The organism is Shinella yambaruensis, from assembly GCF_050859155.1.
GTDB lineage: Bacteria > Pseudomonadota > Alphaproteobacteria > Rhizobiales > Rhizobiaceae > Shinella > Shinella yambaruensis.
In genome coordinates this window covers 2282591-2295541 of sequence record NZ_CP150638.1, presented here as the reverse complement: position 1 = coordinate 2295541, position 12951 = coordinate 2282591, and the positions used below count along the sequence as shown (strand labels likewise).

Annotated in this window: 12 protein-coding genes; 11 read left to right on the top strand and 1 reads right to left on the bottom strand. The window is 66.2% G+C overall.

The annotated features are described in order from the left end of the window. The first annotated feature begins 117 nt into the window (after positions 1 to 117). The 6 genes from urtB to WMC41_RS11290 all read left to right on the top strand — a co-directional run bounded on the left by urtB (position 118) and on the right by WMC41_RS11290 (position 5898). On the top strand, positions 118 to 1737 hold the full coding sequence (urtB, locus tag WMC41_RS11315; RefSeq protein WP_432348219.1) for an urea ABC transporter permease subunit UrtB: 1620 nt from the start codon (positions 118 to 120) through the stop codon (positions 1735 to 1737). Beyond that, positions 1734 to 2897: an urea ABC transporter permease subunit UrtC gene (urtC, locus tag WMC41_RS11310; protein ID WP_432348217.1), complete on the top strand. Its 1164-nt coding sequence runs from the start codon at positions 1734 to 1736 to the stop codon at positions 2895 to 2897. Before urtB ends, urtC begins: the two co-directional genes overlap by 4 nt. Before the next feature lie 5 nt (positions 2898 to 2902). Beyond that, positions 2903 to 3667, top strand: coding sequence for an urea ABC transporter ATP-binding protein UrtD (gene urtD / locus WMC41_RS11305; protein ID WP_288077918.1), 765 nt, complete (start codon positions 2903 to 2905; stop codon positions 3665 to 3667). Positions 3668 to 3896: 229 nt separating this feature from the next. Next, positions 3897 to 4592, top strand: coding sequence for an urea ABC transporter ATP-binding subunit UrtE (gene urtE, locus WMC41_RS11300; RefSeq protein ID WP_244769469.1), 696 nt, complete (start codon positions 3897 to 3899; stop codon positions 4590 to 4592). A 204-nt stretch (positions 4593 to 4796) separates the two neighbouring features. Then, positions 4797 to 5621 (top strand): hypothetical protein, encoded by an 825-nt coding sequence (locus WMC41_RS11295; protein ID WP_432348215.1) that lies wholly within the window; start codon positions 4797 to 4799, stop codon positions 5619 to 5621. Between the two features lie 43 nt (positions 5622 to 5664). Next, positions 5665 to 5898 (top strand): tautomerase family protein, encoded by a 234-nt coding sequence (locus WMC41_RS11290; protein WP_244769471.1) that lies wholly within the window; start codon positions 5665 to 5667, stop codon positions 5896 to 5898. Between the two features lie 51 nt (positions 5899 to 5949). On the opposite strand, the gene WMC41_RS11285 is transcribed toward WMC41_RS11290, so the two are convergent. Further along, positions 5950 to 6459: a hypothetical protein gene (locus WMC41_RS11285; protein ID WP_432348214.1), complete on the bottom strand. Its 510-nt coding sequence runs from the start codon at positions 6457 to 6459 to the stop codon at positions 5950 to 5952. Positions 6460 to 6765: 306 nt separating this feature from the next. On the opposite strand from WMC41_RS11285, the gene WMC41_RS11280 reads away from it, so the two are divergent. From WMC41_RS11280 to WMC41_RS11260, 5 genes are all read left to right on the top strand, one after another. Beyond that, complete coding sequence (locus tag WMC41_RS11280; protein ID WP_432348212.1) at positions 6766 to 7683, top strand: carbohydrate ABC transporter permease; 918 nt, start codon at positions 6766 to 6768, stop codon at positions 7681 to 7683. Continuing rightward, complete coding sequence (locus WMC41_RS11275; protein ID WP_432348211.1) at positions 7680 to 8561, top strand: carbohydrate ABC transporter permease; 882 nt, start codon at positions 7680 to 7682, stop codon at positions 8559 to 8561. The genes WMC41_RS11280 and WMC41_RS11275 overlap by 4 nt, the downstream gene beginning before the upstream one ends. 29 nt (positions 8562 to 8590) lie before the next feature. Further along, positions 8591 to 9937, top strand: a complete 1347-nt coding sequence (locus WMC41_RS11270) for an extracellular solute-binding protein (protein ID WP_432348209.1) — start codon at positions 8591 to 8593, stop codon at positions 9935 to 9937. A gap of 281 nt (positions 9938 to 10218) precedes the next feature. Further along, entirely contained in the window at positions 10219 to 11823 is a 1605-nt protein-coding gene (locus WMC41_RS11265) for an arylsulfatase (RefSeq protein WP_432348207.1), read from the top strand. Between the two features lie 73 nt (positions 11824 to 11896). Further along, the gene (locus WMC41_RS11260; RefSeq protein ID WP_432348205.1) at positions 11897 to 12946 is read left to right on the top strand and encodes an ABC transporter ATP-binding protein; all 1050 of its coding nucleotides are present in this window, start codon (positions 11897 to 11899) and stop codon (positions 12944 to 12946) included. The last annotated feature ends 5 nt before the right edge of the window (positions 12947 to 12951 follow it).

The window sequence follows — 12951 nt, the reverse complement described above, 5'->3', positions numbered from 1 at the left end:
GGGATGCGGCATCGTCCTGCCACATGCCATTGCCCGGCAGGCAGAGAGGGTCTTCCCGACGAACCGCCATCCCGACGTTCGGGATGGCCACATCACCCAACGCTTCGAGGCCATGAGATGCAAGCGCGGCTCATCCATCGTTTCCTGCAATGCCTCATCGTCGCCGTCTGCCTGATGGCGACCGACCTCCGGGCCGCGGACGACCTGCGTGCCATGATGAACGCGCTCGGCGGCGGCAGTTTCCAGCAGAACCAGAAGCAGGTCGAGGCGCTGGCGAAGACGGGCGACCCCAAGATCGTGCCGGCGCTCGAAGCGCTTGCCGAGGGCGATCTCTACCAGCGCAAGGCCGATGGCACCGTGTTCATCGTCAAGCCGGCCGGCGCCAATTTCAAGCTGATCGACGCGCTGACCGGCGACGAGGTTGGCGAGGAGGCCAAGGCCGCGCTGGAAAAGGTCAAGGTCAACAACGGCTTGCGCCGGGTCATCCGCGGCGCGCTCGGCGGGCTGACGCTGATGAGCCCCGATACTTCCGTGCGTCTTCAAGCCGCCGGCACGATCCTGCGCACGCCGACCGCCGACGCGCTCGATGGCGTGGAGACGGCGCTTGCCGCGGAAACCGACGGCGCGGTGAAGGCGGTGCTCGAAAAGGCCCGCGCCGCCGCCATCCTGGTGTCCGACCGCCCCGTGGCGGAGAAGAAGGCGGCCGTCGCCACGGTGGCCCAGACCGGCGGGCGGGATTCGCTTTCGCTGCTCTCCGCCGCGCTCGCCTCCGCCGACGAAAGCCTGCGTCCCGATATCGAGATCGGCATCCAGCAGATCGAGGACCAGCTTGCGCTCTGGGCCGCCGGCCAGAACATCTGGTACGGCCTGTCGCTCGGCTCGGTGCTCTTGCTCGCCGCCATCGGCCTTGCCATCACCTTCGGCGTGATGGGCATCATCAACATGGCGCATGGCGAGATGGTCATGCTCGGGGCCTACACGACCTTCGTCGTGCAGCAGGTCATCCGCACCTCCTTTCCCGGCCTGTTCGACTGGTCGCTGGCCATCGCCCTGCCGCTCGCCTTCCTCGTCACCGGCGCGGTCGGCCTCGTCATGGAGCGCGGCATCATCCGCTTCCTCTACGGCCGACCGCTCGAAACGCTGCTCGCCACCTGGGGCGTCTCGCTGATCCTCCAGCAGGCCGTGCGTTCGATCTTCGGCCCGACCAACCAGGAGGTCGGCAACCCGTCCTGGATGTCCGGCGCCTTCGAGCTCGGCGGCCTCACGGTCACCTGGAACCGCATGTGGATCATCCTCTTCTCGCTCGCCGTCTTCGCCTTCCTGCTCTTCCTCCTGAAGAAGACGCCGATGGGCCTGCAGATGCGCGCCGTCACCCAGAACCGCCGCATGGCCTCCTCGATGGGCATCAGGACGCCGTGGGTCGACGCGCTCACCTTCGCGCTCGGCTCGGGCATCGCGGGCATCGCCGGCGTCGCGCTCTCGCAGATCGACAACGTTTCGCCCAACCTCGGCCAGGGCTACATCATCGACAGCTTCATGGTCGTGGTCTTCGGCGGGGTCGGCAATCTCTGGGGCACGCTGGTCGGCGCCTTCTCGCTCGGCATCCTCAACAAGGTGCTGGAGCCCTATGCCGGCGCGGTGCTCGGAAAGATCCTCGTGCTCGTGCTCATCATCCTCTTCATCCAGAAGCGGCCGCGCGGGCTCTTCGCACTCAAGGGCAGGGCGGTGGAAGCATGATCACCTCGTTTCTCGCAAAGGCCCTCGGGCGCAACATCGTCGTCACGGTCGCGATCCTGCTCACGCTCGCCGCCCTCGTGCCCGCGCTGAATCTTCTGACGGCGCCCGATCACCCGCTGCATGTGCCGACCTATATCGTCTCGCTGTTCGGCAAGTACCTCACCTATGCGCTGCTGGCGCTGGCGCTCGATCTCGTCTGGGGCTTCTGCGGCATCCTCTCTCTGGGACACGCCGCCTTCTTCGCGCTCGGCGGCTATGCCATGGGCATGTATCTGATGCGCCAGATCGGCGCGCGGGGCTCCTACGGCAATCCGTTGCTGCCGGATTTCATGGTCTTTCTCAACTGGAAGGAACTGCCCTGGTTCTGGCATGGCTTCGACATGTTCTGGTTCGCCGCGCTGATGGCGGTGCTGGCGCCGGGCCTGCTCGCCTTCGTCTTCGGCTGGTTCGCCTTCCGCTCGCGCGTCAACGGCGTCTATCTCTCGATCATCACCCAGGCGATGACCTTCGCCCTGCTGCTCGCCTTCTTCCGCAACGACATGGGTTTCGGCGGCAACAACGGCCTCACCGACTTCAAGGACATCCTGGGCTTCAACATCCAGTCGCAGGGCACGCGCTCCGCGCTCTTCGCCGCCTCCGCCGTCGCGCTCGCCCTCTCGCTGGTGATCACCTCCGGCATCGTGCGCTCGAAATACGGCAAGATCCTCGTCGGCGTGCGCGATGCGGAAAGCCGCACGCGCTTCCTCGGCTACCGGGTCGAGCATGTCAAACTCTTCGCCTTCGTGGTTTCGGCCATGATGGCGGGCGTTGCCGGCGCGCTCTATGTGCCGCAGGTCGGCATCATCAATCCCGGCGAATTCGATCCGGCGAACTCCATCGAGGTCGTCATCTGGACGGCGGTCGGCGGGCGCGGCACGCTGATCGGCCCGATCGTCGGCGCGATCCTCGTCAACGGGGGCAAAAGCGTCTTCACCGCCGCCTTCCCGGAATTCTGGCTCTTCGCGCTCGGCGGCCTCTTCATCCTCGTCACGCTCTTCCTGCCGAAGGGCATCGTCGGCACCGTGCGCCAGTTCGTCGAGCGGCGCCGGGAATATCGCAAGGCGAAGGCGGTGGAAGAAGCGCGCGCCTTCGCGGCGGCAGAACCCCAGGCGGCGGAGTGACCGGCATGAACACGCTCGCAAGCAATGCAAAACCCACCAGCATCCTCTATCTCGACGGCGTCTCGGTCTCCTTCGACGGCTTCAAGGCGCTGAACTCGCTCTCCTTCGTCATCGAGCCCGGCGAGCTGCGCGCCATCATCGGCCCGAACGGCGCGGGCAAGACGACGATGATGGACATCATTACCGGCAAGACCCGGCCGGATGCCGGCGAGGTCTTCTTCAAGGGCGCGATCGACCTCACCCAGAAGGACGAGGCGGAGATCGCCCAGCTCGGCATCGGCCGCAAGTTCCAGAAGCCGACGGTCTTCGAGAGCCACACCGTGTGGGACAATCTGGAACTGGCGCTCAACCGCGACCGCGGCGTCTTCTCGACGCTGTTCTATCGCCTGACCGCGGAGGACAAGGCCCGTATCGAGGAAATCCTCTCGACCGTGCGCCTGACCAACCGCAAGGACGACCTCGCCGCCAACCTCAGCCACGGCCAGAAGCAATGGCTGGAGATCGGCATGCTCTTGGCGCAGGAGCCGGAACTGCTGCTGGTCGACGAACCCGTCGCCGGCATGACGGACGCCGAGACGGCGGAGACGGCGATCCTTTTGAAGGAGATCGCCAAGACCCGCTCGGTGGTGGTGGTCGAGCACGACATGGGCTTCATCCGCGACCTCGGCGTCAAGGTGACGTGCCTTGCGGAAGGTTCGGTTCTGGCGGAGGGCTCGATCGATTTCGTCAGCGCCGACCAGAAGGTCATCGAGAACTATCTGGGGAGGTGAGGGTGTATTCGGTGTTCCTGTCGCTGGAATTCGCTGCGGCGCTACCCCCCTCTGCCCTGCCGGGCATCTCCCCCTCAAGGGGGGAGATCGGCAAGTGGCAGAAGCTTTGCTCCCACGCGACGTTCGTAATGGGCGAGGCCTCGCCCCATCCAGTCTCCCCCCTTGTGGGGGAGATGCCCGGCAGGGCAGAGGGGGGTGCCAAGGCCGCCGACACCAGGGGAACCCCCGCATGCTGACCGTCGAAAACGCCAACCTCCACTACGGCGCCGCCCAGGCGCTGCGCGGCATCTCGCTCACGGCCGAGACGGGCAGGATCACCTGCGTGCTCGGCCGCAACGGCGTCGGAAAATCGAGCCTCTTGCGCGCCATCACCGGCCAGCACCCGCTCTCCTCGGGCTCGGTGGCCTTCAACGGCGTGAAGCTCGACGGCATGGCGCCCTATGGTCGCGCCAGGGAGGGCATCGGCTATGTGCCGCAGGGGCGCGAAATCTTCCCGCTGCTCACCGTCCGGGAGAACCTCGAATCCGGCTACGCGCCGCTGAAGCGTTCGGAGCGCTTCATCCCGAACGAGATCTTCAGCCTCTTCCCGGTGCTGCACACCATGCTCGGCCGGCGCGGCGGCGATCTTTCGGGCGGCCAGCAGCAGCAGCTCGCCATCGGCCGCGCGCTGGTGACGCGTCCGAAAATCCTCGTGCTCGACGAGCCGACCGAAGGCATCCAGCCGTCGATCATCAAGGACATCGGCCGGGCGATCCGGTACCTGCGCGATTCCACCGGCATGGCCATCTTGCTCGTCGAGCAGTATCTCGACTTCTGCCGCGAGCTTGCCGATCACGTCTATATCATGGACCGGGGCTCGATCGTACACGAAGGCGCCGCCGCGACGCTCGACGAACCGGAGGCGCGTCAACATCTGACGGTCTGAAACGCCGGCAGGACGGAAGATCGGCCGGCCCGCGGCTTTCAGCCGGCCATTGAGCCTGCGCGACATGACAGAGCGGGGCGCCCAGCGCGGCAGGGGTAGCCGCGACGGCGAACGTCGCCGTTCATGGCGTTCGCGAAAACGGATTGCCCGGTTGCGATCGACAGCCGCGCCGCCTAGCCTGCGCGCAAAGTGCAGGAGGTTTTCATGACGCGACGGTTGATTCTCACATTTTCCCTGGTCGGCTGGCTTGCCGGCCTTGCCGTATCCGCCAATGCGGTGGAGCTGGAGAAGATCGCGGGCCGCACGATCGAGATCAAGGAGCGGGACTTCGAGAAAGTGCTCGCCGTCGATGGCCGGGAGCTGCACACGAATGCGATCATCTTCCTGGACGACGTCTATGCCTTCGACGGGACGGTCGTGGTGGTCGGCACGAGCTCGGTCGGAGGCAATGCCTGCGAGGGGGCTCCCTTCGTGCTGTCGTTTCCCGATAAGGGCGCGCCGAGGATAGACGGTCCCCTGGACAGTTGCACGCCCGTGTCGCACGCGGTGGAGGGCTCGACGCTGCTGTTTTCGACGGCGAGCGTTCCGGGGCGGGATACGGAGCGATGGCAGTGGAGCGTCGATCGCGGCATGACGCCGCTTGCGCCCGTGGCCTTCCAGCCGGACGAGGCGCGCGGCTGGAGCAACCTGCGGGAGCGCACCTTCACGCACCCGTCCGACGCCTTCAACAACGCCGAGATCGCGGCAAGCTTCAAGATGGTGCTCGGCTCGGATTTCACGCAGTTCCAGCAATTGATGGCCGGTGTCGGAAGCGGACAGTTTAAGGGGGACGATTTCGTCGGCACCGCGTGCCGTCCGCACGCATGCCTTGACGAGGCGGGTCTGATCTACCTGTCCTCGAGCGACCGCCGCGCCTATGCGGCCTGGAAGCCGCATGGCGAACGGATCGCGGTGTTTCCCGCCCCGGTGACGGAATGGCCGGAAAAGGCGAGGGCGGAGTTGAAGGAATGGGCAAAGCAATGGCCGTGAAGGTTTCCAAAGACGGCCGGCAGGTTTCAGCGGGGAGGCGAGGATGCCGCATGTGATCCTCAAGATGATCGAGGGGCGTAGCGAGGAGCAGAAGAGGGCGCTTGCCGAAGCGCTCACCCAGGCCGTAACGGCATCGCTGGGGTGCGGCGAAGACCTCGTGTCGGTGGCGATCGAGGACGTCAAGGACGAGGAATGGATGGCGAGGGTCTTCGTGCCGGACATTCAGCAGCGGTCCGATACGATCTACAGGATGCCGGGCTACGGCCCCGAGGACTAGAACCAGTCGCCAGCCGGTCCATGCCGGCCGGCCGATGGCCCTTTTCTGCGCTTACCGGCGCTGAAGCGTGATCCGGCTTGTCGTCACCATCTTGCCCGACGAGGGGTCGCGGTCCGTCGTCGTGAGCGTCAGGCCGTCGTTTCCGGCCTTCGCCACGGAGAGATTGGCGCGGCGATCGCCGTTCACCTTCTTTGCCCAGCCGATGGTGAGATTGAGCGCCTCGCCCTTGCGCCGGCCGGAAAGCGACGCCGGTCCGGAACCGGCTCCGATGTAGGATCCGCGGTACGTTCCGCCGGAAACCTTGAGATCGACGCCGACGGCCCTCGACACGACGACCAGTCCGCGGCACCGCCCCTTCAGCGACAATGAATCGCCCGACGTGGTCGAGGCGAATGTGCAACTGACGGTGATCGGCTTTCTGTCCGTGCGCAGGCGGACCTGGCCCTGTCCGGCATAGTCGCCCGCGAGGCTGTCCAGAAACCGCTCCTCGCTGGCGCTCGTCCCCGTGGGAAACAGCATCGGGACACAGCAGGCCAGAACGGCCGGAACAATACGATTCATGACATCTCTCCCGCAAACGGAATCAGCTTTCGAAGGTAACCGCAAAGCGACCTGCGAAGTTCCGTCCGGATCGCGGTGCCGCGCGGTTCGCGGTCGGCGATGCCCTGCCGTCGCCATGCGCCTTGGTTATGGATTTTAAAGAAGAAAGCATTTCAGTTTATGGCTGAGATGGCGCAAGGATCAGGTGGAACATAATCTGGGAGGAGATGAAATGTCCGGACGGCGGCGTAAGCCTGCCATGGGCGGGAGACTGCCCGGAACGCGCGGCGACGGGGTCGCCCGAGCGCGGCAGGGGTATCTGACGACATGGCGTTGACATTCTGGCGGCGGTCCAGCGTCTTCGCGAAGACCACCACGCTTCCCTTTCTCGTCCTGATCGTCGGGATCGGCGGCTATTCCTGGGCACAGGTCGTTCTCATGGCTTTCTCCCATCTGCGCATCGAGGCGGGGGAGTTCGTCTGGCAGCCGGCCGGGTTCGACAATTTTCGCGAGATCCTCGCCAACGAGCTGGCCATGTACTCGCTGGCAGTCACGGCTCTCTTCGTGGTCGCGACCGTCGTCCTTTCGGTCGTCCTCGGCCTGGTGCTGGCGCTGCTCGTCCAGCGCAGCAGGCGGCTCAACCGCATCTCGCAGGTCGTCCTTCTGTGGCCGGCAATCGTGGCGCCCGTCGTGGTAAGCCTCATCTGGCTCCTGATCCTCAGCCCGAACATCGGCGTGCTCAACAAGCTGCTCGATACCGTGCGGCTGCCGACCCAGGACTGGCTCGGCACGGAGGCCGGCGCGATCGTCGCCATCATCATCGTCGACGTCTGGCACTGGACGCCGGTCGCCTTCCTCATGCTCTACACGGCGCTCTGCGCGGTCGACGAGGAGGCCATCGAGGCGGCGCGCTGCGACGGCGCCAACGAGTGGCAGGTGATCCGCTACATCAAGATCCCCATGCTGATGCCGGCGATCATCGGAACGGTCTTCATCCGGGCGATCATGGGCGTGAAGGCGTTCGACGAGATGTACCTCCTGACGGCAGGCGGCCCGAACGGCGCCACGACGCTGGTCTCGCTGCATATCCGCGACGTCTTCTTCGACCAGTTGAACTACGGCTACGGCTCCGCCTTCAGCGTTCTGCTCGTGGCGCTGATGTCGCTCGCCATCGGCGCGGGCATGCTCATCAGGCACCTGCGCGCCATCCGGCCCTTTTCTGCAACGCGTGAGGTGGAAGCATGACCGCCGGCAGCCATGCCATCAAGACAGGGATCCTTGCCGACGCGCGGCTGCGCCGGCGCAAGGATCTCGCCGACCTCACCTGCGATGCCGTCCTGGCGCTGCTGCTGCTGCTCTTCATCGCCCCCATCGCGTGGATGATCGTGCTTTCCTTCCAGTCGGACCGGGCGATCATCTCCATGTTCTGGGAGCTGGACCTGACGCTGGACAACGTGACCGCCATCCTGGCGGACGACCAGCCCTTCCGCGCGCAGCTCGCCAACAGCCTCGTCATCGTGGCGGGAACGGTCGTCCTGTGCGGCATCGCCTCCACCCTTGCGGCCTACGGCCTTTCCAAGCTGCGGCTGCCGTGGTGGCTGACCGCCACGGTCGGCGCCTCCTGCGCCGTGGTCCCGATGCTGCCGCCGATGGCGCTCGTGCCGGGCTTCTACGTGACGCTGATCCAGACGGGGCTCCTCGGATCGCTCGCCGGCCTCATCATCCTCAACACGATCCTCAACCTGCCGTTCGCCACGCTGCTCATGAAGATCGGCTTCGACGAGATCCCGCCCGCCCTGCAGGAGGCGGCCTCCATCGACGGCGCAAGCGAGGCGCGATCCTTCTGGACAATTATGCTGCCGCTCGTCACGCCGAGCCTGATCACCAGCTCGCTCTTCACGGCCATCATGACGTGGAACGAGTTTCTCATGGGGCTGACGATGACGTCCGGCGGCACGACCTCGCCGCTCTCCGTGGGCATCGCATCGCTGGTGCAGCCCTACGAGGTCCGCTGGGGCCAGCTCTCGGCCGTCGGCAGCCTTGCCGTGGTGCCGATCATGATTGCGAGCGTGCTCGCCAGCAAGCGCATCATCGCCGGCATGACGCGCGGCTCCGTCAAGTAATGCAACAGATTGATCTCAGGGAGGAACAGATGATCAAGCAAACCGAAACCATGCGCCTGCCCCTATCCCGGCGCCAGGTTCTCAAGGGGATCGCCGCCGCGGGCGCGGCGGGCGTGGCAGGCCTTCCGGCATGGGGGGCGGCCGCCGCCGAGGTCAGGGAGCTGATCGTGCTGACCGGCACGACGCCCTGGCTGCCGGCCTATCAGAAGGCGGCTGCGGCCTATGAGGCGGAAAAGGGCGTGAAGATCACCTTCCGGCCGTTCCCCTATGGCGGCATGCGCACCCAGATGACCAACGCGATCCAGAGCAAGAACGCCGCCTTCGACATCTTCCAGCTCGACGAGCCGTGGACCGGCCAGTTCTACGACAACGGCTGGATCAAGCCGATCGACGAGATCATCGAAGGCTATGCGCTCGATCCGAACATCCTGACCTATGACAACCTGCCGCTGTGGGACAGGCAGCAAAGGCTGGGCGTGGCCGGCGGGCAGGTGATGGGCCTGCCGATCAACGGCAATGTCGATCTCTTCGTCTACCGCAAGGACATCTACGACAAGCTGGGCCTGCAGGTGCCGCGCACCTGGGACGAGGCGATCGAGAACGGGAAGAAGGCAGTGGAGGCCGGCGAGGTCCGGTACGGCTATGTCACGCGCGGCCAGCCGACGACGGGCGGCCAGTCGGTCAGCTACGAGTTCATGCATGTGCTCTACGGCTTCGGCGCCGACTGGTTCACCGCCGACGGCGGCTCGCTCGTGCCGGCGATAAACAGCGAGGCGGCAAAGGCCGCGGCGACGACCTTCCGCCGCCTTCTGGAACTGGGGCCGTCCCGGCCGCAGACGGTCGGGCAGGCGGATTGCATCGCGCTCATGCAGAGCGGCCAGGCCCTGCAGGGACATTTCGTGGCGGCCGGCATGCCGCAGCTCGAAGATGAATCCCGCTCCTCCGTCGTCGGAAAATGCGGCTATGCGGTCGTGCCGGCGGGATCGCTCGACCAGCCGGTTCCGGCAAGCGGCGTGTGGTCCCTCTGCGTTCCGGCCGGTCAGGCGCCGGAGCGCCAGCGCCGGGCCGCCGAGTTCATCGTCTGGATGCTGGAAAAGAAGCAGCAGGAGGTCTTTGCCGGCGCGGGCGGCATTCCGACGCGCAAGGACATCGACGTCTCGGGCGCCGGCGCGCTCCGGCCGATCATGGAAGCGGCGCGCGATTCCGCGCCCCTGGCCCGCGGCTCGATCCGATACGTCTTTGCCGCCCAGATGCTCGAGGCCGTCGAGCCAGTCATCGGCCAGATCGGCTCGGGCGAGGTGGAGGTCGCCGCGGCGCTCGACGGCCTGCAGGCAAAGCTTGCGGACATCGCCAAGGCAAGCGGCTTTGCGAAGTAGCGAGGGCTGATCTCGTCATGCAGCCCGCCGTGGTGCGGCGGGCCGCGTGAACAGGACGGCTCCGGAACGGAGATTTCGAACACCTGCGACTGCCGGCCCCCGGGCCGGCGGAACGATCCTGACGTGCCTGGAGCATTTCCAGCCGAAGCGAAGCCGCTTCGGCGCCGGATAATGCGGAAAAACAAGAATCCGGAGCATTTCCGGTGAGCTCCGGTTCACCGGAAATGCTCCGGAATCCGCCACCCGAGCGATCGGTGGCGCAACCAACTGAGAGAGCATCGATGACCAAGCGTCCCAATATCGTCCTTGTCCTTGCCGATGACATGGGTTTTTCCGATCTCGGCTGCTATGGCGGAGAAATATCCACGCCGCATCTGGATGGCCTTGCGCGCAACGGCGCTCGTTTTTCGCAGTTCTACAACACCGCGCGCTGCAGCCCCTCGCGCGCCTCGCTGATGACCGGCCTTCACCCGCACCAGACGGGGATCGGCGTCCTCACGAACAATGACCTGCCGCGCGGATATCCCGGCAACCTCAACGGCCGTTGCGCGACGCTGGCGGAAATGCTGAAGGCGGCCGGATATGCGACATGCCTGTCGGGCAAGTGGCATCTGGCGACCGACATGCACACGCCGAACGACACCTGGCCGACACGCCGCGGCTTCGACAGCTTCTTCGGCACGCTGACCGGCTGCGGCAGCTTCTACGCCCCCGGCACGCTGACGCGCGGGGAGAGCGACGCCTCGGCGGAAGCGCTGGATCCCGGCTTCTTCTACACGGACGCCATCGCTGCCCATGGTGCCGATTTCATCGCGGAGCAGGCGGCCGCCGGCAATCCCTTCTTCCTCTACGCCGCCTTCACCGCGCCGCATTGGCCGCTGCATGCGCCCGACGAGGACATCGCCCGCTACGAGGGCCGCTTCGACGAGGGCTGGGATGCGCTGCGCGAAAAGCGCATGGAGCGCCTCGTTGCGGAAGGCATCCTGCCGGCCGACACCACGCTCAGCGAGCGCGATCCAACGCAGCCGGCCTGGACGGCCGAGGAACACAAGGCGTGGCAGGCCAAGCGCATGCAGGCCTATGCGGCCCAGATCGAAGGCATGGATCGCGGCATCGGCCGGATCGTCGAGGCGCTCAAGGCGAGCGGCACGTTCGAGAACACGCTGTTCGTCTTCCTTTCCGACAACGGCGCCTCGCCGGAGGACCTGCCCCAGTTCGATGTCGAGACCTTTATGCAGCGGGCCGACATCCTGCCGCGGGCGACGCGTGACGGCAGGCCGATGCGCGTTGGCAACACGCCGGACATCGTTCCGGGCGCCGAAGACACCTATTCGAGCTATGGCCGCGCCTGGGCGAACCTCTCCAACACGCCGTTCCGCTTCTACAAGCGCTGGGTGCACGAAGGCGGGATCGCGACGCCGCTGATCGTGCACTGGCCGGCCGGCGGGTTTGCGGACGGGGCGATCCTCGATGCGCCGGCGCAGCTCGTCGACATCGCGCCGACGATCCTGGACGTGACCGGCGCCAGCTATCCGCCGCCGGCGCTCGGCCGCGCGGTCGCGCCGCTGGAGGGGCGGAGCCTGCTGCCGCTCCTGCGCGGCGGGTCGCTGCTTGAAGCACCGCTTTACTGGGAGCATACGGGCAATGCCGCGATCCGGGTCGGGCGCTGGAAGCTCGTGCGCGAAGAGCCGAACGGCTGGGAGCTCTACGACCTTGCGGCCGACCGCACGGAGCTCGTCGACCTTGCGGCGGACAATCCCGATATCGTCGCCGACCTTGCGGCCCGGTGGCAGGCCTGGGCGGCCCGGGTGGGCGTCATCCCGTGGGACGTGACGGTCGGCATCTATGTCGAGCGCGGGCAGCACCCGAGCCTTGCCGCCGGCTGATCTGTCGCCGCCATCGGGCCGGTTCCCGGTTGGGACCGGCTCCCCTTTCAGACTGTCAAGGAGAGTCACAACGATGGCCTCGGTCGAAATTCACAACGTCCAGAAGTCCTACGGCACGCTCAAGGCCCTGCACGGCGTTTCCATCCAGATCGACGACGGGGAGTTCGTCACGCTTGTCGGTCCGTCGGGCTGCGGCAAGTCGACCCTCCTGCGCATGCTTGCGGGCCTTGAGGAGATCAGCGGCGGCACGATACGGATCGCCGAGACCGTCGTGAACGAGCTGCCCCCCAAGGACCGCGACATCGCGATGGTCTTCCAGAACTACGCGCTCTATCCCCACATGACCGTGGCGGAGAACATGGGCTTCGCGCTGAAGCTCAAGAACACGGACAAGCGCGAAATCCAGGGCAAGGTGGAGCGGGCGGCGCGTATCCTCAACCTCGACACGCTTCTGGAGCGCTATCCGCGCCAGCTTTCCGGCGGCCAGCGCCAGCGCGTCGCGATGGGGCGGGCGATCGTTCGCGACCCCAAGGTGTTCCTGTTCGACGAGCCGCTTTCCAATCTCGACGCGAAGCTGCGCGTTTCCATGCGGGCGGAAATCAAGAGCCTGCACCAGCGCCTCGGAACGACCACCGTCTATGTGACGCATGATCAGGTGGAGGCGATGACGATGGCCGACAAGATCGTCGTCATGCGCGACGGCGTCGTCGAGCAGGTCGGTGCGCCGCTGGCGCTTTATGACAGTCCCGTCAACATGTTCGTCGCCGGCTTCATCGGTTCGCCGGCAATGAATTTTCTGACGGGAGAGATCCGCGACGACGGGTTCCTCGCAGGCGACGTCCGGCTGCCGCTTGCCGCGCCGGCTCCGGAACTGGTCGGCCGGCGGGCGGTCTACGGCGTCCGGCCCGAACATATCGGCATCGGCGAAGACGGCGTTGCCGCGGAGGTCTGCGTGGTGGAGCCGACGGGGGCCGAAACCTATCTCGTCGTAAGGCTCGCGGGGCAGGAGGTCACCTGCGTCGCGCGCGACCGCCTGGATGTGCGGGCCGGGCACATGGTGCGGCTGTCGCCCGATCCGGGCCGCATCCACCTTTTCGATCCGCAAAGCGGGCGGCGTCTCTAGGGCAG